Genomic DNA, 18,164 nt, shown 5'->3' with positions numbered 1-18,164 from the left:
ATCAGAGCACGCGGTGGCGGTCCCAGACGGCCCGCAGCGAGTCGCCCGCGAGAAGCTCGGCCAGCACGGTCGATTCGCGGGCGGCGCGGTCCCGCGCGAGCGCGAGGACCTCATCCTCACGCTCTCGTGGAATGACCACCGCACCGTCATCGTCGGCCATGAGGAGGTCACCGGGTGCGATCCGCACGCCTCCCAGCTCGACGACGACATCGGAGGCGATCACGCGCATCCTGGCACGGTAGTCGATCGGACGGCGCGACCGGGAGAACGCGGGAAATCCGAGCGCGGCGATCCGATCGGTATCGCGAAGGTTGCCGTCGGTGATCACGCCGGAGGCGTGATGCCCGAGCGCGGCCGCGCTGAAGAGCTCGCCCCAGAACCCGCTGTCGTTGCTCTCGGCGGTGGCGATCACGACGAACTCGCCCGCGCCGATGCCGTCGATGAAGTCGATCGCGTCGCGGTAGGGGTCGTTCGGGTCATCCTCGAGCGCCGGGGCGAACCGCACGGTTCGGGCGCGACCGATCGCGCGCGAACCGGGCACGACCGGGGCGAGTCGTTCGGTCAGCACCTGGTGGCGCAGCCCCACCGCATCGCACGAGTCGCTCAGAATCGCGGTGGACAGCCGTTCGTCTCCGGGCAGCGGGGTGAAGCCGGACTCAGCGGATGACATGGCCGCCTCCTTCGGTGTAGGGGAACTCCGCCTCGAGCTCCGGGGTGAGCCGAATGCCGAGACCCGGGGCGGTCGGGGCGCCGATCCCGCCGTCGCGGAAGTCGATCTCCTCGACGCGCAGCGCATCGCGGAGGGGGTTCGGCAGCGTGCAGAACTCGAACAGCTCGACGTAGGGGTCGGCGAGCACGGTGTGCAGGTTCGCGGCGAAGGTGACACCCGAGCCCCAGACATGCGGCACGGCGGCGATCCCGGCATCGTGCGCGAGCTGGGATACCCGGCCGAACGCGCGCGGGCCTCCGACGAAGGTGACATCGGGCTGAGCGATGTCGACGCCGCCCGCGGTGATCAGTTCGGCGAATTCGCGGACCGTGCCGTTGGACTCGACACCGGAGACGGGCGCGCCGATCGCAGACCGCACGGCAGCGAAGCCCGCCACATCGTCGGCCTGGCAGGGCTCCTCGTACCATCGGGCTCCGAGTCGTGCCGCGTGATGTCCAACGCGGATCGCGTCGTCGACCGACCACGGCGCCGACGCACAGGCCTGCACCGCGTCGATCACGAACTGGGTGCCCGCGGGAAGACGCGGCACCACATGGTCGAGCAGTTCGATCGTCGTCTCGGGGTCGCGCATGGCGCGGAACTTCACGGTCCCGAAGCCGGCCTCGACCTGGGCACTCGCCCACGCCGAGACTTCGTCGAAGGTGGTTCCCAGGCCTCCGCTCGCGTAGGCCTCGATCCAGGGCCGCCGGGCACCGCCGAGCACCTCGTAGGCGGGGATCCCCTCGCGCTTGCCGACGGCGTCGACAACCGCGGTCTCGATCGCCCCCACGACGCCGCTGAGGATGCCGCCGCGCGACCAGAACGCCGTGAACGCGCGCAGGTGATCTCCCACATCCAGAGCAGAGGTGAACGTGCGGTCGATCAGGTAGGGGCGGAACGCCTCCACGATTCCCGGGACGGCCGTCGCGGCCATGATGCCGGCGCCCGCCTCTCCGACGCCGGTCGTGCCGTCGGAGAGCGTCACCTCGACGAGGGCCGCGTCCCAGGAGAAGATCGTGCCTCCGACCCAGGTCAGCTCGTCACCGGGGGCGTAGCGGTGAGACAGCAGCACCGCCCGCAGTCCGGAGATGGTCACAGGGGCAACGTCACTCATCGTTGAGCATCCTCATTAGGTCGGATTTATCACGGGAACGGCACTCACGCTAGCAGGTCAAACGTTGAACCAAAAGATATTCATCCGATCAACTCCGAAACTCTAGAATCGCTGCATGACTACAGCTGCGTCCGGCTCGGATCCCGCCTCTCCCGCGCGCTCGCAGACCGATGTCGTCATCCAGGGCATCAAGGACATGCTCACCCGCGGCGAACTGAGCCCCGGGTCGCGCCTCCCGATCGAAAAGGATCTCGCGGGTCTGCTCGGCGTCTCTCGCGGCTCGCTCCGCGAGGGGGTGCGTGCGCTCGCCACGCTCGGCGTCCTCGAGACACGCCAAGGCGACGGCACCTATGTGACCGCGCTCGATCCGCGAACGCTGCTCAGCCCTCTCGGGTTTCTCGCCGACCTCCAGCAGCCCGCGCACGCCGCGGAGCTTCTCGCCGTCCGACGCGTGCTCGAAGCCGAGAGCGTCGCGCTCGCGGCGACTCGGCTCACCGACGAGGAGCTCGCGGAGCTCGAGCGCGTGCTCCAGGGGGTGGACGAGATCCTCGAGAGCGAGCCCGACATGGATCTCGAGGGCTTCATCAACGCCGACACCGAGTTCCACCGGATCATCGCCCGCTCCAGCGGCAACCGCCCGCTCGCCGCGATCATCGACACGCTCGTCGGCCGCACGTTCCGCGCCAGGCTCTGGCGAGCCATCAGCCACCGTGGGTCCGTGCGCGAGACCCAGCGCGAGCACCGCGCGATCTTCACCGAGCTCGTGAATCGCGACGCGGAGCGCGCGCGCATCCGGATGGAGGTCCACCTGCTCGGCGTCGAGGAATTCAGTGCCGCTCACGCGGACGAAGATCCCGAGGCGCAGCCGATCACGTAGCCGAGCGACCCGGCCGCCGCACACCGCGACCGGGCCCGCATCGTCAGCGCGACGCCCAGTAGCTTCCGTCCGGGAAGCTGTACTCGGCGACCGAGGAGTCGTGCATCTCGGCGCTGTACCCGGGAAGCCCGGGCAGCGTGTAGTGCCCGTTCTCGACGATGCACGGGTCGGTGAAGTGCTCGTGCAGGTGGTCGACAAACTCGGTCACCCGGTTCTCGAGCGAGCCCGAGACGCACACGTAGTCGAAGATCGACAGGTGCTGCACCAGCTCGCACAGACCGACGCCGCCCGCGTGCGGGCAGACCGGAATGCCGAACTTCTGCGCCATCAGGTAGACCGAGAGGATCTCGTTGACGCTCGCGAGTCGCGCCGAGTCGAGCTGGCAGAAGTCGATCGCCTCGGCCTGGAACATCTGCTTGAACAGCACGCGGTTCATGCCGTGCTCGCCCGTGGCAACGCCGATCGGCGCGACCGCCTTGCGCACCGCGGCGTGGCCGAGCACGTCGTCGGGGCTCGTCGGCTCTTCGATCCAGAGCGGCTTGAACTCGGCGAGGCGACCCACCCACTCGATCGCCTCCGGCACGTCCCACACCTGGTTGGCGTCGATCATCAGGTTGGCGTCCCAGCCGATGACCTCGCGCGCGATACGGAGGCGACGGATGTCGTCCTCGACGTTGCCGCCGACCTTCAGCTTCAGGTGGCGATAGCCCTCGTCGACCGCCTCCTGGAGCAGACGCCGGAGCTTGTCGTCGCTGTAGCCGAGCCAGCCCGCGCTCGTCGTGTAGCAGGGGTAGCCCCCGCGCGACTCGAGATCGGCGATGCGCTCGGCGCGCGTCGACTCCTTGGAGCGCAGGATCTCGAGCGCCTCCTCGCGCGTCAGCGCATCCGAGAGGTACTTCAGGTCGGCCGCGTCGACGAGCTGCTCGGGCGTCATCTCGGCGAGCAGGCGCCACAGCGGCTTGCCCGCCACGCGTGCGGCGAGATCCCACATCGCGTTCATGACGGCGGCCATCGCCAGGTGCACGACGCCCTTCTCCGGGCCGAGCCAGCGCAGCTGCGAGTCGGACGAGAGGTAGCGATACACGCCGCCCAGGTCGGCGACCGATTCCTCGACCGAGCGCCCGATGAGCGGAACCCCGCGCTGACGCGCCGCCTCGACGCAGAGGTCGTTGCCCCGCCCGATGGTGAAGGTGAAGCCGTAGCCCTTCAGCTCGGGGTCATCGGTGTGGATGACGACGTAGGCGGCGGAGTAGTCGCCGTCCTTGTTCATCGCATCCGAGCCGTCCATGCTGAGCGAGGTGGGGAAGCGCACATCGTGTGCGGTCACCGCGGTAATCGTGGTCATGCTTGGTCCTTTCCCAAGTTCGGAATCTCTCGCACGAGCCCGGCGGCGGCGAGGTCGCGCCACACCGCATCCGGGATCGATGCCTCGTAGCGCTCGATGTTCTGGCGCAGCTGCGTGCCGCCGCGCGCCCCGACGACCACGGCGAGGACGGCGGGGTGCCGGAAGACGTAGTTCATGGCCGCCGCGGGCAGCGAGACGCCGTGCGCCTCGCACACGTCCGCGATCCGGTTCGCTCGCTCGATCAGCTCGGCGGGCGCCGGGCCGTAGTCGAAGGTGGCGTCGGCCTTGGGCCGATCGCGACCGAGCAGTCCGGAGTTGTAGACGCCGGCGACGATGATGCCGACCTCGCGTTCGAGCGCGAGCGGCAGGAGGTCGTCGAGCGCGTCGCCGTCGAGCAGAGTGAATCGGCCGGCGCACATCAGCAGGTCGACGTCGGCCCGACGAATGAGCTCGGCCAGCGGGGCGGCATGGTTCATTCCCGCGCCGACGGCGCGCAGCACGCCCTGCTCGCGCAGCTCGATCAGCGCGCTGATGCCCTCGGTCGACGCCTGTTCGAAGTGGTCGTCGGGGTCATGAAGGTAGGCGATGTCGATGCGATCGAGCCCGAGACGCTCGAGCGAGCCTTCGATCGAGCGCAGGATGGCGTCGCGGCTGAAATCAAAGACGCGTCGCGTCTCGGCGGGCACATCGAAGCCTTCGTCGTCGCGCAGGTGCGCGCGCTCGGGACTCGGAACGAGCATCTTGCCGACCTTGGTGGACAGCAGGTACTCGTCGCGCGGGCGCGAGCGCAGCTGCGCGCCGAGGCGGCGCTCCGACAGGCCGAGGCCGTAGTGCGGCGCGGTGTCGAAATAGCGGATCCCCCCACTCCACGCAGCGTCGACCGTCTCCTCGACCTCGACATCCGTCGTTTCGCGGTAGAGGTTCCCCAGCTGCGCAGCACCCATGCCCAGCTCGGTGAGCTGGAGGCCGCGCGCCGTTGCGCGAGTCCGCATGATCATCCCTTCACGTTCTCCCCCAGTCTAGAGGAAACATTGGATGTATCAGTCCATCAGCCTCGAAATTGTCGCGACTTCTGGGCGAGATGCGTGAATAGATCTGCTCTATGGGCGCGAGGCGTGCTCCGGCGGAGCCGTCGACTCGCGCTCGATGAGCTGCGGGCGAGGTGCGCGCACGACGCGATCGACGCTCGGCTCGCCGGCGATGCGCGCGGCGAGATCCACGACCGCGGCCTGCCCCATCTCGTACAGCGGCATCCGCACGGTCGTCAACGGCGGCCAGGTGTTCTCGGCGGTCCAGGCGTCGTGAATCGCCACGATCGACAGCTGCCCCGGCACCCGGATGCCGTGCGATCGGGCCTCGTGGAGCGCGCCGTGCGCCGCGTTGACGTTCGCGATGACCAGGGCGGTCGGCGGCTCGGCGAGACGGGCGAACTGCGCGAGCGCCTCCCGCCCCTGCGCCGGACCGTAGCCGAGTGAGGTGATCAGCTCGGGCTCGACCGAGAGACCTGCCCGGCTCATCGCCTCGCGGAATCCCGACTCGCGCCGCCGAGCCGAATCGGTCTCGGGCAGACCGCCCATGAGTCCGATGCGGCGGTGCCCAAGCGCAATCAGGTGCTCGGTCGCGACCCGCGCCGCGCTCTCGTCCTCCAGGATCACGGAGCCGACGCGGTCCGGGTCGACCGAGTTGATGAAGATCAGCGGCAGATCGGCTTCGCGCAGCGACTGCAGATCCTCGGCGCGCATGTTGTCACCGACCTGGACGAGCACGCCGTCCACACGCCCCTCGCCGACGAGTCGCGGGATCGACTCCTCCCCTTCGGGCATTCCCTCGGCGCGCGCGATGAGCACCATGAAGCCGCGGCGGAGGGCCTCCTCCTCCACGCCGTGCATCAGTTCGGTGAAGATCGCGTTCGTGAGATCCGGAACGACGAGCCCGACCACGTTCGTCCGCGAGGACTTGAGCGCGCGCGCCGCGAAGTTCGGCCGATAGCCGAGCTCACGCGCGGCGGCATGAATGCGCTCTCGCGTATCGGGGCTGACTCGAGCCGTCGGCGATCCGCTGAGCACTCGCGAGACGGCCGACACCGAGACCCCGGCGCGCGCGGCGACATCACTCAGCGTGGACATGCGCCCCAGTGTAGGGGCGAACTCACCCCGTGGTTCGACGATTGACCAGGTACAGGTGAGTCAGGACCATGACCGTCTCACCGTGCTGGTTCGTCACAGTCACCGCCTCGTGCAGATAGCCGAACTCGTCCGGCCGTTTCGCGTGCGGCGCCTTCTCGGTGATCTCCGCGGCGACAGTGATCGTGTCGCCGATGAACACGGGCCGAATGAAACGGATCCTGTCGTAGCCGTAGCTCATCGACTGGGGGTTGATGTCCCCCGCGGTCATGCCCACCGCCACCGAGAGGATGAGCGTGCCGTGGGCGATCCGCTGGCCCGCGGGCTGCGTCGCCATCCACTCCGCATCCATGTGGTGCGGGAAGAAGTCGCCCGTCTGTCCCGCGTGCATGACGATGTCGGTCTCGGTGATCGTGCGGCCGACGCTCTCGCGCCGCTCGCCGATCTCGTAGTCCTCGAACCAGCGATCGATCGTCCGCATCAGCTCACCAGCCACTTCGCAACGCCGGCGTCGAGCCGCTCCCGCAGCTCGTCGTCGCCGATCCGCCCGAGCACCGCCTCGGTGATCAACGGCGAGATCTCGTTCTGCAGCTCGATGTAGTGCGCGAAGCGCGGGCGAAGGTACGCCCCTTCGAGCGTCGCGCGCGTTCCGCGGAAGAAGTCCAGGCTGTCGGCGTTCGTGCGGTCGCTCTCCCACGCCACCGCATTGCCCGGCTGTCCGCCGCCGTCGTAGTACACGCCCTCCTGCACCTCGGCCGAGTCGAGCCAGAACGCGTGCGCGATCGCCTCGTCTCGATGCGCCGATCGGGCCGACACCACGATCCCGGCGCCGCCGAGCAGCGATCCGGCCACCCCGCGCCGCGAGAGCGGGATGTCGACGTACTTCAGGCGGTGAGGACGGAAGCCGGCGCGCGAGTAGTTGGTGTATCCGAACAGGAGCGGGCAGTAGGCGAAGCGGTCGCTCGTGCTCAGCGTGTCCGCGACCTCGATCGGGTTCTGGGTCTGATTGTCCTCGGGCACGAGCGACGCCAGGCGACGCATCAGCTCCATCGCCTCGCCCAGCGCGTCGGCCGAGAGGAAGACGCCGGGAGTGCGCATCGGCTCCTCGCCGTTGCCGGCGGCGATCGTGATCAGGCTCGAATAGGAGTCGACGGGCTTGTACGGCCACAGCACGCGCCCCTGTTCGGCGAGCGCCAGAACGCCCGCCCAGTCGCGGGGCGGCTCGGGGAGCAGATCCGGCCGGTAGGCGGCCACCTGCGCCGCAGCATCCGTCGCGAGGCCCCACTGATGACCGGCGAACGAGTAGCTCGCATGCGACGCTCCGACCGTTTGGGTGGCCAGGGTCGCGAGCTGCTCATCGTGGCCCGTGCCATCGAGCTGCGCGAACATGCCCTCCTCGGCACCCTGGGGAATGTGCGGGTGGTCGATCACCAGAAGGTCATACTGCTCGACCAGCTCTTCGAGCGTCTGGTCGGCGAACGCCTGCAAGGACCGGAACTCCCAGCGCACCTCGACGTCGGGCGCCACCTGGCGGTACGCCTCGGCGGCGGCGACAACGCTGCCGTACCCGCGCGCGTGCTCCCAGGTCATCCCTTTCAGAATCGTGGTCATGCCGACACCTCCACACTCGGGAACTCGGCTCTGACGCGCTCGTTGTCCTCCCCGAGCGTGGGCGCGGCCTTGCGGCTTCTCAGAATCTCGCCGTCGATCCGGATCGGGCTGCGGGTGGTGCCGACCGTCGTGCCGCGGCGCTCGACCTCCTGGGTCATCCCGATCGCCGCGAAGCCCTCCGACTCGATCAGCTCGTCGAGGGTGAGAACCGGGGCGCACCACACGTCCGCGACGTCGAGGATGTCGAGCCAGTGCTGCGTCGTCCCCGTCTGGAACTTCTCCGCCAGGATCGCTTCGATGCGCTCCTGCTCGTCCCACGCCTGCTGCGGGTCGGTCAGCTCCTCGAGCTCGGTGAGACCGAGGAGCGCGCCGAGCTTGGGGATCGGGTTCATGGCGAGGGCGAGGTAGCCGTCCTGGGTCGGGTAGGTGCCGTAGGGCGCCGCCAGGAACGCGTTCGCCGAGTGCTCGCCGTGACGCTGGACCGTGATCGAGTCATCGGTGAGCTTGGTGCTGAGCAGCTCGAACTGCAGGTCGAGCATGGCCTCGAGCAGACTCGTCTGGGCGCGGCCGCCCTCGCCGGTGCGAAAGCGCCGGACCAGCAGCGCCGTCACGCCCTGCGCGATGTGGCAGCTCATCAGATGGTCGGCGATCGAGAGGCCGACCGGCACGGGACCGTCGTCGCGCGAGCCGCTCAGCCAGGGCAGACCCGAGATCGACTGCGCCAAGAGGTCCTGGCCCGGGCGATCCTTCCACGGGCCTTCCTCGCCGTACCCGGTGGCGCTGGCGTAGACGATCGCGGGGTTGATCTTCTTCACCGACTCGAAGTCGAGACCGATGCGCTCCATGACGCCGGGGCGGAAGTTCTCGATGATCACGTCGGCCCGCGCCACCAGCTGCTTGACGTAGGCGAGATCCTCGGGCGACTTGAGGTCGGCGGTGATCGACTCCTTGTTGCGGTTCATCGCGTGGAACGACACGGTGTCGCCGTCGGCCATGCGCCCGGCGAACGCGAGCGTGCGACCGATGTCGCCGACGCCCGGACGCTCGACCTTGATGACGCGCGCACCGAGGTCGGCCAACCGCATCGCGGCGACGGGGCCCGCGAGGAACTGACTGAAGTCGAGAACGAGAATTCCTTCGAGGGGTCTGATGTTCGTGGATGACATGGAACTGCACGTCGCTTTCTCGCGAAGGTCTTGGAGCGGGAGCGGCCACTTCGACGTCGAAATGGTTATGATCAATCGTTTGCTCATGGTAGAGGCTTCGTCGCGAAGGCGCAAGGCGACAAATTCCACCTGAGGGTGCACAATGAAACCGACCAATTCATCGGATCTTTTGAGGAGCGACGTCAGTGCTGACTGCAAGCTATGTGGGCGACCACACGATCGAGGTGGCCACCGGCTCATCCACGCCGCCCGGCCCGGGGCAGGTGCAGATCGCCGTCGCGTTCACCGGCCTGTGCGGCACTGACCTGCACATCATCCACGGCAACATGGATGCCCGCGTGAGCACGCCGCTGATCTTCGGCCACGAGATGAGCGGCACCATCGCCGCCGTCGGCGACGGGGTCACGGGGTGGGCCCCCGGCGATCCCGTGACCGTAATGCCGCTCGACTGGGACGGCACCTGCCCGGCCTGCCTCGCCGGCAACGAGCACATCTGCCAGAACCTGAACTTCATCGGCATCGACTCCCCCGGCTCCCTGCAGGCGCTGTGGAACGTGCCCGCCGAGACGCTCGTCGCGCTGCCCGACGCGCTTCGCCTCGACCACGCCGCGCTCGTCGAGCCGACCGCTGTGGCCGTGCACGACGTCCGCCGCGCCGAGCTCGAGCCCGGCCAGAAGGCCGTCGTCATCGGCGGCGGGCCAATCGGCGTGTTGATCGCCTCCGTGGCTCGCGCGTTCGGCGGCGAGGTCGTCGTGATCGAACTCGACCCTCAGCGTCGCGCGCAGATCGAAGGGCTCGGCTTCGCCACGCTCGACCCGCGCGAGACCGACCAGGTCGCCTGGGTCGAGGAGTGGACCGGTGGCGCGGGCGCCGACGTCGTGTTCGAGGTGTCCGGTGCCGCGGCGGCCGTGCTCGGGGCGACCGACCTCGCCAAGGTGCGGGGAACGCTCGTCGTCGTCGCCATCCATCCGACGCCGCGCGAGATCAACCTGCAGCGCGTCTTCTGGCGCGAGCTGCGCATCCTCGGCGCGCGCGTCTACCAGCGCACCGACTTCGAGCGCGCCGTCGAGCTGCTCGCCGAGGGCGCGATTCCGGCCGAGCTGCTGATCAGCAAGATCGTGCCGCTGTCGAAGACGCAGGAGGCCTTCGCCGATCTGGAGGCGGGCCGCGCCATGAAGATCCTCGTGGATGTGGCGGGCCAGGAATGAGCGCGATGTTCGACCTCACCGGCACCACCGCCGTCGTCACCGGCGCCCGCCGCGGCATCGGCTTCGCGATGGCCGACGCGCTCGCCGAGGCCGGCGCCGACATCATCGGCGTCAGCGCCTCCCTCGAGTCCTCCGGCAGCGCGATCGAGGCCGCAGTCACCGCCCACGGTCGCGCCTTCGAGGCGTTCTCGTGCGACTTCGCCGATCCCGAGGCGGTCGCCGCGCTCGGCGAGACCCTCGCGGCGCGCAACGTCGACATCCTCGTCAACAACGCGGGCACCATCGAACGCGCCCCCGCCGCGGAGCACCCCCTGGAGCTGTGGGACCGCGTCGTGCAGGTGAACCTGTCGAGCCAGTTCGCACTGACCCAGGCGATCGGGCGCTCCATGCTCGAGCGCGGTCACGGCAAGATCATCTTCACCGCCTCGCTGCTCAGCTTCCAGGGCGGCATCAACGTGCCCGGGTACACGGCCGCGAAGTCGGGAGTGGCCGGGCTGGTGAAGGCGCTCGCCAACGAGTGGACCGCGCGCGGTGTCACCGTGAACGCGATCGCTCCCGGCTACATCGCGACCGACAACACGCAGGCCCTGCAGGACGACCCCGACCGCTCGCGGTCGATCCTCGAGCGGATTCCCGCCGGGCGATGGGGGCGCGCGAGCGATCTCGGCGGCGCCACGGTCTTCCTCGCCTCCCCCGCGAGCGACTACGTGTCGGGCATCACCCTTCCCGTCGACGGGGGCTGGCTGGGACGATGACAGACATGCGCGCATGGACCGCCGAACATCCGATCGTGCCGGTCGTCGTGATCGACGACGCCGCCCACGCGCCAGAGCTCATCGCGGCGCTCGCTGCGGGCGGAATCCGCTGCGCCGAGGTGACGCTGCGCACGGCCGCGGGCGTCGCCGCGATCGCGGCCGTCGCCGGCACCGCGGGATTCTCGGTCGGCGCCGGGACGGTGCTCTCCCGCGCCGATCTCGACCGGGCGCTCGATGCCGGCGCCGAGTTCATCGTGAGCCCCGGCCTCGACGAGGAACTCGTCGACCGGGCGCGCGAGCACGGCGTCGGCGTGCTGCCGGGCGTGGCCACCGGCAGCGAGGTGCAGCGCGCCGTCAAGCTGGGACTCGACACCGTCAAGTTCTTTCCGGCCGACCGACTCGGCGGCCTCGGCACGATCGCGGCGCTGGCGGCGCCGTTCGGCGACGTGGGATTCGTGCCGAGCGGCGGAGTCTCGGCCGACAACATCGCCGAGTACTTCGCGCATCCGGCGGTCCCGGCGGTGAGCGGAAGCTGGATGGTGGGACGCGCCCTGATCCGAGCCGGCGACTTCGCCACGATCGAGCGACTGAGCCGTGAAGCCGTCGCTCTGCTGCCGAGCGCATGAGTGCGTCCCCGCGCCCCGGCGGACTGGTCACGCTGGGCGAGACGATGGCTCTCTTCCGCGCGACCGAGGTCGGCTCGATCGCTCACGTCGATGACTTCGCGCTGGCGATCGGCGGAGCGGAGAGCAACGTCGCGATCGGCGTCCGCCGTCTCGGCGGGCACGCCGCCTGGATCGGCCGGGTCGGCGACGATCCGCTCGGTGAGCGCGTCACACGCGAGCTCAACGCCGAGCGCCTGGAGGTTCACGCCATCGTCGACGCCGGGGCCCGCACCGGGCTCATGATCAAAGAGCGCCGCACCCCCGACGCCACCCGCGTGAACTACTACCGCGCCGGCAGCGCGGGCAGCCAGCTCGAACCGGCGGATCTCGATCCCTCTGTCATCGAGCGCGCCGGGGTGCTCCACCTGAGCGGCATCACTCCGGCACTGTCGGAGTCGGCCGCCGCCGCCGCGCGGGCCGCCATCGCCATCGCGACCGCGGCCGGGGTGCCGGTCTCGTTCGACGTCAACCACCGGTCGACGCTGTGGTCCGCCGAGGACGCCGCCGCCGTGTACCGCGAGTTCGCCGCACTTTCCACGATCGTGTTCGCCGGCGAGGACGAGGCCGCACTGCTCGTCGGCGACGGGACGCCCGCGGAGCTCGCCTCCCGCATCGCCGCACTCGGCCCGAGTCACGTCCTCATCAAGCTCGGACCGGAGGGCTGCCTCGCACTCATCGACGGCCACCACTTCGAGATGCCCGCGGTGCGCATCACCCCGGTCGACACGGTCGGTGCGGGCGACGCCTTCGTCGCCGGGTACCTGGCGGAGCTGCTCGCCGGCGAGGATCCGGAGACCCGTCTGCGCACGGCCGTGCGCACGGGCGCGTTCGCGTGCCTCGGTCCCGGGGATTGGGAGAGCTACCCGCGACGCACCGAACTCCGTCTGCTGGATGGCGGAGACCCGGTCGCACGCTGACCACGGACGGTCACCGCACGCACGGAGTCACCAGCGAGACGGATCGCTTCCGAGCGCGCGCGGCGACCGCTCCCAGGCGAGCGGCGCGCCGTCGATGCGGAACGGCGACTCACTGAGCTCGGCGGGGCCCCAGGCCGAGTCGATCCGGACGCCGGGGGATGTGAGACCGCCGGGGTCGGCGGCGACGGCGGCACCGCGCTCGCCGCGCGGCGCGGCCTCGAGCTCGAGAGCCGTGCGCGCGAGCGAGAGCCGCGCCCGTGATCCCTCTCCGGTGCGGGTCCGGCGGGTGAGCCCGGCCAGCGCGGCGGCCGCCATCAGGTATCCGGTGGCGTGGTCGAGCGCCTGCACCGGGAGCGGCGTCGGTGCCGTGGCGCTGCCATCGAGCAGCCCCGCCGCCGCGATCCCGCTCGACATCTGCACCAGGCTGTCGAAGCCCCTCCGCGCGGCCCACGGGCCGGTATGGCCGTAGGCGTCGAGCGAGACCTCGATGAGCCCGGGGCGTGTGACCGCGCGCACCACGTCGCCGAAGCCGAAGGAGTCGAGGGCGCCCGGCCGGTAGCCGTGCACGAGCACATCGGCGGTGCTCAGCAGCTCGAGCAGCCGGTCGCGCCCCGCGGGGTCGCGGCCGTCGACGAGGGCGCAGTGCTTGCCGAGGGTCATGTCGAGCTCGAGAGCGGGCTCCGCCCAGCCGGGCGGGTCGATGCGCAGCACGTTCGCACCGAGCCCGGCGAGCAGGCGCGTCGCCACCGGTCCCGCGAGCACCCGGGTGAGGTCGAGCACGCGAAGTCCGGCGAGCGGCCGCTCGGAGCGCGGCACCCACTGGCTCGCTGCCCCGCCCGCGTCGCCGGTGGCGCTCCAGGCCACGAGCGGCTCGCTCGCGACCGCGAGCCCCTGGGGATGCACCGCCCACTCGGCGGGCGTGCGCAGCTCGGCGGCGCAGCCGCCCTCCTCCACGACCGCCGTCTCAAGCTCGCGTGCGCTCCACACCGCGACCGCGGCAGCGACCTCGTCCCGCTCCCCCGCCACCCCGAGCACGCGGAGCGCCGCGGCGCGGTGATGCGGCGCGTTGGTGTGCAGTCGAATCCAGCCGTCGGCGGTGGCGTAGTCACCCGCGATCGAATCCCACGGCGACGGCAGGCTCCAGCCGACCGGTGAGACGGCAGTGCCGAACCAGGCGTCGGCGAGAGCCCGGTCGACGCGCACCGCGGGGCGGGCGCCCGAGAACTCGGCGATCAACTCGCTCGCCGCGTTCGCCGCGGAGGTGATGGCGGCGGTCGCGAGCGCCGACACCGGGTAGCTCGAGGCCAGTCGGGGCTCGCCGCCGATCTCGACGTCACCGGGGTGGAGGTCGAGGGCCGCGTCGAAGCGCCCCCGCATCCCGTCTTCCGCGTCGTCGCTCATGCTGTGACGCTACGCCGAAGCCGAGCCGCGAGCGAGAGCCGATCGCGTCGACGTGGACCGGCCACCTTGCTCCGCTAGCATCCGGGCGTGAGCAACTCGGCCCGCCTGACCCGCCGCCTCGGCACGACGGACGCGGTCGCGATCGGTCTCGGCTCGATGATCGGCGCGGGCATCTTCGCCGCGCTCGCCCCCGCCGCCGAGGCGGCCGGCGCCGCCCTGCTGCTGGGGCTCGGCATCGCCGCCGTGGTCGCGATCGCCAATGCGCTGTCGTCGGCGCAGCTCGCCGCGCGCTATCCGGCCTCCGGCGGCAGCTACCTCTACGGGCGCGAGGTGCTCGGCCCGTGGTGGGGCTACCTCGCGGGGTGGAGCTTCGTCGTCGGCAAGACCGCCAGCTGCGCGGCGATGGCGCTGACCTTCGCCGCCTACGCCGTGCCGCCCGAGTGGCAGAAGCCGGTGGCCGCCGCCGCGGTGCTGGCGCTCGCCGTCGTCAACACGCTCGGGGTGACGCGCACCGCCCTGGCCGCCAAGGTGCTCGTGGTGGGCTCCCTCTCGGTGCTCGCCCTCGTCGTGGCCGCCGGGTTCAGCGCCGCGTCCGCCCCGTCGATCGTGCTCGACCTGGCGCCGGGATCCGCGTTCGGGGTTCTGCAGGCGGCCGGTCTGCTCTTCTTCGCCTTCGCCGGCTACGCGCGCATCGCGACGATGGGCGAGGAGGTGCGAGACCCCGCCCGCATCATCCCCCGCTCGATCATCATCGCCCTCGCCACCGCGCTTCTGGTGTACGCCCTCGTCGCGACCGCCGCGCTCGCCGCTCTCGGCCCGGAGGCGCTCGCGGGCAGCCGCGAGCCGCTCGCCGACGTCGTCACCGCCGCGGGGTGGCAGGCGGCGGTGCCCCTCGTGCGCGTCGGAGCCGCGCTCGCCTCGCTCGGCGCTCTGCTGGCGATGATCGCCGGCATCGGACGCACGAGCCTCGCCATGGCACGCGACGCTGAGCTGCCCGGCGTGCTGGCGCGCATCCATCCCCGTTTTCGCACCCCGTACGTCGCGGAGCTCGGGCTGGGCGTGCTCGTCGCGGCCATCGTGCTGATCGCCGACCTGCGCGGGGCGATCGCGTTCTCGTCGTTCGGGGTGCTGCTCTACTACGTGGTCGCCAACCTGTCGGCGCTGCGCCAGCCCGCCGCCGAGCGCCGCTCCCCGCGTGCGGTCGCGGTCGTGGGCCTCATCGGATGCCTCGGGCTCGCCGCGACGCTGCCGCTGGTCGGCGTCATCGGCGGCGCCGTCGTGATCGCCGTCGGGCTGGCGCTGCGCGCCACGCGACTCGGCGTCGCAACCCGGCGGGGTGACAGACTGTCGGGAAGATGATCGACGACGCCCACCCCGAACTGTCGCAGCCGTCCCCCGACGAGCGGCCGGTGCGGCATCCGCTCGTGCAGCGCCTGCTGCGCATCGTCATCGTGATCGGGGTGCTCGCACTCATCCTGCCGTCCGTGCTGTCGGCATTCACCACGCAGAGCCGCACGGCGGAGCTCGCCTGCCGCACGATCGTCAGCTCGTACCAGCTGCGCGGCGTGACCGCCGTCGCCAAGCTGGAGCTGATCGCCCCCGCGGGACCCGGCTGGTACTGCGTGGCGCGCGAGACCGACGGCACCGAGACGGTGCTCGGCTACCTCGGGCTCATCCCGGGGCTCAGCGACCTGCCGGAACCGGGCGTTCCCGCCTAGACCGGAGGTCGCCTACGCGGCGCCGTCGAACATCGACGTGACGGATCCGTCGTCGAACACCTCGTGGATCGCGCGCGCGATGAGCGGCGCGATCGGCAGCACCTGCAGGCGATCCCAACGCTTCTCGTCGGGCACCGGCAGGGTGTCGGTGACGACCACCTGGTCGATGAACGAGCTCTGCAGGATCTCCGGCGCGGGGTCGGAGAAGACCGCGTGGGTGGCGGCGACGACAACCCCGATCGCGCCGTGATCCTTGAGGGCCTCGGCGGCGCGGACGATCGTGCGGCCGGTGTCGATCAGGTCGTCGACGAGCAGGCAGACCCGGCCCTCGACCTCGCCGACGATCTCGTGCACGGTCACCTGGTTGTGCACCATCGGGTCACGACGCTTGTGGATGATCGCGAGCGGGGCGCCGAGCTTGTCGCTCCAGACATCCGCCACGCGCACGCGGCCCATGTCGGGGCTGACCACGGTGAGGGTCTCGGGGTTGAGGCTCTTGCGGAAGTGCTCGAGCAGCACCGGCATCGCGAACAGGTGGTCGACGGGGCCGTCGAAGAAGCCCTGGATCTGCGCGGCGTGCAGGTCGACGCTCATGATGCGGTCGGCGCCAGCCGCCTTGAACAGGTCGGCGACCAGTCGGGCCGAGATCGGCTCGCGGCCGCGACCCTTCTTGTCTTGACGCGCGTAGGGGTAGAAGGGGGCGACGACGGTGATGCGCTTGGCGCTTGCGCGCTTGGCCGCGTCGATCATGATGAGCTGCTCCATGAGCCACTCGTTGATCGGGCTGGTGTGCGACTGGATCACGAAGACGTCGGTGCCGCGCAGGCTCTCGTCGAAGCGCGCGTAGATCTCGCCGTTGGCGAAGGTGCGGGCATCGGTGTGCACGAGTTCGGAGTCGAGCTCGGTCGCGATGTCCTCCGCGAGCTGCATGTGCGCTCGGCCCGATACCAGGACCAGACGTTTCTCACCCTGGATTTTGATGGCCGCCACGCCTCCGCCTTTCGCCCTTGGACTGTCAGTCTAGCGACCCGGCGTCCGGCTGGTTCGCCGTCTGCTCCGCGGCCTGCGCTCGCGCCGCCGCGTCCGCCGCCGCGGTTCCCGGCCGGTTGGCCGCGACCCAGCGCTCGACGTTGCGCTGCGGTGCCTGCAGAATCGCCAGCGCACCCGCGGGCACGTCCTTGCGGATGACCGTGCCGGCCCCGCTGTAGGCGCCGTCGCCGATCGTCACGGGAGCCACGAACACGTTGTGGGAGCCGGTGCGCACGTGCGAGCCGACCGTCGTCGGGTGCTTCTTCACGCCGTCGTAGTTGGCGGTGATGGTGCCCGCGCCGATGTTCGAGCCTTCACCCACGGTGGTGTCGCCGAGGTAGCTGAGGTGCGGCACCTTGCTGCCCGCACCGATCTGCGAGTTCTTGGTCTCCACGAAGGTGCCGATCTTGCCGTCGGCGCCGAGCTGCGTGTTCGGGCGCAGGTAGGCGAACGGTCCGACCGTGGCGCGCTCGCCGATCACGGCGAGCGTGGCGTCGGTGCGGGTGATGACCGCGTCCTCGCCGACCTCGCAGTCGAGCAGCGTCGTCTGCGGCCCGATCCGGGCGCCGCGCGCCACCGTAGTGGAGCCGGCGATGTGGGTGCCCGGCAGCAGTTCGACGTCTTCGGCGAGGGTGGCGCGCAGGTCGATCCAGGTGGTCGCCGGGTCGACCACGGTGACCCCGGCCAGCTGCCAGCCGCGCACGATCATCGCGTTCAGGCGCGCGGCGGTGCGAGCCAGCTGCACGCGGTCGTTGACGCCTTCGACGACCCAGGCATCCGGCGCGGGCACGGCCGCCACCGGGTGACCGGCCTGGCGAAGCAGCGCGACGACGTCGGTGAGGTAGCGCTCGCCCTGATCGTTCTGCGAGCCGAGCTGCGAGAGGTGCTCGCGCACGGCCGCGGCGGCGAAGACGTAGGTGCCGGAGTTGATCTCGGTGATCTGGAGCTCGTCGTCGGCGGCGTCGCGCTGCTCGACGATGCGATCCAGCGCCCCCGCCGCGTCGCGGATGATGCGTCCGTAGCCGGTCGCGTCATCCACGATCGCACTCAGCACGGTCGCCGCCGCGCCCTCGCCGCGGTGCGTCTCTAGCAGGGAGGACAGGGTCGCCACGTCCAGCAGCGGCACGTCGCCGCTGACGACGACCACCTCGCCCTCGAAGTCGTCGGGCAGCGCCGCAAGACCCAGCTCGACGGCGCGACCGGTGCCGGGGATGTCGTCCTGGTCGACGAGGATCGCCTCGGGCAGCAGCTCGTGGATGGCGCTTGCGACCGCGTCGCGCTCGTGCCGCACCACCGTCACCACGAACTCGGCCGAGAGCTCGCGGGCGCTGGCCAGCACGTGGCCGATGAGCGGCACGCCGGCGAGCGGATGCAGCACCTTGGGTCGGCGCGACTTCATGCGGGTGCCAGCCCCGGCGGCCAAGACGATCACGGCAAGACGGGAATCGGTCATGGGGTGATTCTTCCCTATCCGGCCGAGACCGCGCGGGGGAACGAGCGCACCGCACCCGTTCGCCCGCGCTGTC

At 70.6% G+C, this 18,164-nt stretch carries 18 protein-coding genes; 7 read left to right on the top strand and 11 right to left on the bottom strand.

Annotated elements, in window-relative coordinates; genetic code table 11:
• Position 1: 1 nt before the first annotated feature.
• Both ACR3ZA_RS10610 and ACR3ZA_RS10605 read right to left on the bottom strand, forming a co-directional pair.
• Positions 2 to 670 carry an RraA family protein gene (locus ACR3ZA_RS10610; protein WP_473661927.1) on the bottom strand — a complete coding sequence of 223 codons (669 nt, stop codon included), beginning with the start codon at positions 668 to 670 and terminating at the stop codon, positions 2 to 4.
• Positions 657 to 1,823, bottom strand: a complete 1,167-nt coding sequence (locus ACR3ZA_RS10605) for an enolase C-terminal domain-like protein (protein WP_473661926.1) — start codon at positions 1,821 to 1,823, stop codon at positions 657 to 659. Before ACR3ZA_RS10605 ends, ACR3ZA_RS10610 begins: the two co-directional genes overlap by 14 nt.
• A gap of 115 nt (positions 1,824 to 1,938) precedes the next feature.
• On the opposite strand from ACR3ZA_RS10605, the gene ACR3ZA_RS10600 reads away from it, so the two are divergent.
• Positions 1,939 to 2,700 carry an FCD domain-containing protein gene (locus tag ACR3ZA_RS10600; protein WP_473661925.1) on the top strand — a complete coding sequence of 254 codons (762 nt, stop codon included), beginning with the start codon at positions 1,939 to 1,941 and terminating at the stop codon, positions 2,698 to 2,700.
• A gap of 43 nt (positions 2,701 to 2,743) precedes the next feature.
• On the opposite strand, the gene ACR3ZA_RS10595 is transcribed toward ACR3ZA_RS10600, so the two are convergent.
• The 6 genes from ACR3ZA_RS10595 to ACR3ZA_RS10570 all read right to left on the bottom strand — a co-directional run bounded on the left by ACR3ZA_RS10595 (position 2,744) and on the right by ACR3ZA_RS10570 (position 8,945).
• Entirely contained in the window at positions 2,744 to 4,045 is a 1,302-nt protein-coding gene (locus ACR3ZA_RS10595; protein ID WP_473661924.1) for an enolase C-terminal domain-like protein, read from the bottom strand.
• Positions 4,042 to 5,037 (bottom strand): aldo/keto reductase, encoded by a 996-nt coding sequence (locus ACR3ZA_RS10590; RefSeq protein WP_473661923.1) that lies wholly within the window; start codon positions 5,035 to 5,037, stop codon positions 4,042 to 4,044. Before ACR3ZA_RS10590 ends, ACR3ZA_RS10595 begins: the two co-directional genes overlap by 4 nt.
• 108 nt (positions 5,038 to 5,145) lie before the next feature.
• Complete coding sequence (locus ACR3ZA_RS10585) at positions 5,146 to 6,171, bottom strand: substrate-binding domain-containing protein (protein WP_473661922.1); 1,026 nt, start codon at positions 6,169 to 6,171, stop codon at positions 5,146 to 5,148.
• A 22-nt stretch (positions 6,172 to 6,193) separates the two neighbouring features.
• Positions 6,194 to 6,649 carry a MaoC/PaaZ C-terminal domain-containing protein gene (locus ACR3ZA_RS10580; protein WP_473661921.1) on the bottom strand — a complete coding sequence of 152 codons (456 nt, stop codon included), beginning with the start codon at positions 6,647 to 6,649 and terminating at the stop codon, positions 6,194 to 6,196.
• Positions 6,649 to 7,779 (bottom strand): extracellular solute-binding protein, encoded by a 1,131-nt coding sequence (locus ACR3ZA_RS10575; RefSeq protein WP_473661920.1) that lies wholly within the window; start codon positions 7,777 to 7,779, stop codon positions 6,649 to 6,651. The genes ACR3ZA_RS10580 and ACR3ZA_RS10575 overlap by 1 nt, the downstream gene beginning before the upstream one ends.
• The gene (locus ACR3ZA_RS10570; protein ID WP_473661919.1) at positions 7,776 to 8,945 is read right to left on the bottom strand and encodes a CoA transferase; all 1,170 of its coding nucleotides are present in this window, start codon (positions 8,943 to 8,945) and stop codon (positions 7,776 to 7,778) included. The genes ACR3ZA_RS10575 and ACR3ZA_RS10570 overlap by 4 nt, the downstream gene beginning before the upstream one ends.
• 185 nt (positions 8,946 to 9,130) lie before the next feature.
• Between ACR3ZA_RS10570 and ACR3ZA_RS10565 the strand changes: the two genes are divergently transcribed.
• Genes ACR3ZA_RS10565 through ACR3ZA_RS10550 form a run of 4 tightly spaced genes read left to right on the top strand, consistent with a single transcriptional unit; the run spans position 9,131 to position 12,490 of the window.
• Complete coding sequence (locus ACR3ZA_RS10565) at positions 9,131 to 10,153, top strand: alcohol dehydrogenase catalytic domain-containing protein (RefSeq protein ID WP_473661918.1); 1,023 nt, start codon at positions 9,131 to 9,133, stop codon at positions 10,151 to 10,153.
• Complete coding sequence (locus tag ACR3ZA_RS10560; protein WP_473661917.1) at positions 10,150 to 10,908, top strand: SDR family oxidoreductase; 759 nt, start codon at positions 10,150 to 10,152, stop codon at positions 10,906 to 10,908. The genes ACR3ZA_RS10565 and ACR3ZA_RS10560 overlap by 4 nt, the downstream gene beginning before the upstream one ends.
• A 5-nt stretch (positions 10,909 to 10,913) precedes the next feature.
• On the top strand, positions 10,914 to 11,534 hold the full coding sequence (locus ACR3ZA_RS10555; protein WP_473661916.1) for a bifunctional 4-hydroxy-2-oxoglutarate aldolase/2-dehydro-3-deoxy-phosphogluconate aldolase: 621 nt from the start codon (positions 10,914 to 10,916) through the stop codon (positions 11,532 to 11,534).
• Positions 11,531 to 12,490, top strand: a complete 960-nt coding sequence (locus ACR3ZA_RS10550; protein WP_473661915.1) for a PfkB family carbohydrate kinase — start codon at positions 11,531 to 11,533, stop codon at positions 12,488 to 12,490. Before ACR3ZA_RS10555 ends, ACR3ZA_RS10550 begins: the two co-directional genes overlap by 4 nt.
• A gap of 27 nt (positions 12,491 to 12,517) precedes the next feature.
• Here the strand turns inward: ACR3ZA_RS10550 and ACR3ZA_RS10545 are convergent, their stop codons facing one another.
• Complete coding sequence (locus tag ACR3ZA_RS10545; protein WP_473661914.1) at positions 12,518 to 13,891, bottom strand: CoA transferase; 1,374 nt, start codon at positions 13,889 to 13,891, stop codon at positions 12,518 to 12,520.
• Between the two features lie 87 nt (positions 13,892 to 13,978).
• On the opposite strand from ACR3ZA_RS10545, the gene ACR3ZA_RS10540 reads away from it, so the two are divergent.
• Positions 13,979 to 15,250 (top strand): amino acid permease, encoded by a 1,272-nt coding sequence (locus ACR3ZA_RS10540; protein ID WP_473661913.1) that lies wholly within the window; start codon positions 13,979 to 13,981, stop codon positions 15,248 to 15,250.
• Positions 15,247 to 15,609, top strand: coding sequence for a hypothetical protein (locus ACR3ZA_RS10535; RefSeq protein WP_473661912.1), 363 nt, complete (start codon positions 15,247 to 15,249; stop codon positions 15,607 to 15,609). Before ACR3ZA_RS10540 ends, ACR3ZA_RS10535 begins: the two co-directional genes overlap by 4 nt.
• A 12-nt stretch (positions 15,610 to 15,621) precedes the next feature.
• Here the strand turns inward: ACR3ZA_RS10535 and ACR3ZA_RS10530 are convergent, their stop codons facing one another.
• Entirely contained in the window at positions 15,622 to 16,539 is a 918-nt protein-coding gene (locus ACR3ZA_RS10530) for a ribose-phosphate diphosphokinase (RefSeq protein WP_473662312.1), read from the bottom strand.
• An 85-nt stretch (positions 16,540 to 16,624) separates the two neighbouring features.
• Positions 16,625 to 18,091, bottom strand: a complete 1,467-nt coding sequence (gene glmU / locus ACR3ZA_RS10525; protein ID WP_473661911.1) for a bifunctional UDP-N-acetylglucosamine diphosphorylase/glucosamine-1-phosphate N-acetyltransferase GlmU — start codon at positions 18,089 to 18,091, stop codon at positions 16,625 to 16,627.
• Positions 18,092 to 18,164 lie beyond the last annotated feature (73 nt).

The organism is Herbiconiux sp. J20-20 (assembly GCF_057365085.1).
This window is presented reverse-complemented; position numbering and strand designations above follow the sequence as displayed.

Excerpts from the sequence above, each read along its gene's own strand:
- ACR3ZA_RS10550 (WP_473661915.1), top strand. The coding sequence starts at position 11,531 with ATGAGTGCGTCCCCGCGCCCCGGCGGACTGGTCACGCTGGGCGAGACG.
- ACR3ZA_RS10560 (WP_473661917.1), top strand. The coding sequence starts at position 10,150 with ATGAGCGCGATGTTCGACCTCACCGGCACCACCGCCGTCGTCACCGGC.
- ACR3ZA_RS10545 (WP_473661914.1), bottom strand. The coding sequence starts at position 13,891 with ATGAGCGACGACGCGGAAGACGGGATGCGGGGGCGCTTCGACGCGGCC.
- glmU (WP_473661911.1), bottom strand. The coding sequence starts at position 18,091 with ATGACCGATTCCCGTCTTGCCGTGATCGTCTTGGCCGCCGGGGCTGGC.
- ACR3ZA_RS10595 (WP_473661924.1), bottom strand. The coding sequence starts at position 4,045 with ATGACCACGATTACCGCGGTGACCGCACACGATGTGCGCTTCCCCACC.
- ACR3ZA_RS10590 (WP_473661923.1), bottom strand. The coding sequence starts at position 5,037 with ATGCGGACTCGCGCAACGGCGCGCGGCCTCCAGCTCACCGAGCTGGGC.
- ACR3ZA_RS10570 (WP_473661919.1), bottom strand. The coding sequence starts at position 8,945 with ATGTCATCCACGAACATCAGACCCCTCGAAGGAATTCTCGTTCTCGAC.
- ACR3ZA_RS10600 (WP_473661925.1), top strand. The coding sequence starts at position 1,939 with ATGACTACAGCTGCGTCCGGCTCGGATCCCGCCTCTCCCGCGCGCTCG.
- ACR3ZA_RS10580 (WP_473661921.1), bottom strand. The coding sequence starts at position 6,649 with ATGCGGACGATCGATCGCTGGTTCGAGGACTACGAGATCGGCGAGCGG.
- ACR3ZA_RS10575 (WP_473661920.1), bottom strand. The coding sequence starts at position 7,779 with ATGACCACGATTCTGAAAGGGATGACCTGGGAGCACGCGCGCGGGTAC.
- ACR3ZA_RS10585 (WP_473661922.1), bottom strand. The coding sequence starts at position 6,171 with ATGTCCACGCTGAGTGATGTCGCCGCGCGCGCCGGGGTCTCGGTGTCG.
- ACR3ZA_RS10530 (WP_473662312.1), bottom strand. The coding sequence starts at position 16,539 with ATGCAGCTCGCGGAGGACATCGCGACCGAGCTCGACTCCGAACTCGTG.
- ACR3ZA_RS10605 (WP_473661926.1), bottom strand. The coding sequence starts at position 1,823 with ATGAGTGACGTTGCCCCTGTGACCATCTCCGGACTGCGGGCGGTGCTG.
- ACR3ZA_RS10535 (WP_473661912.1), top strand. The coding sequence starts at position 15,247 with ATGATCGACGACGCCCACCCCGAACTGTCGCAGCCGTCCCCCGACGAG.
- ACR3ZA_RS10555 (WP_473661916.1), top strand. The coding sequence starts at position 10,914 with ATGCGCGCATGGACCGCCGAACATCCGATCGTGCCGGTCGTCGTGATC.
- ACR3ZA_RS10610 (WP_473661927.1), bottom strand. The coding sequence starts at position 670 with ATGTCATCCGCTGAGTCCGGCTTCACCCCGCTGCCCGGAGACGAACGG.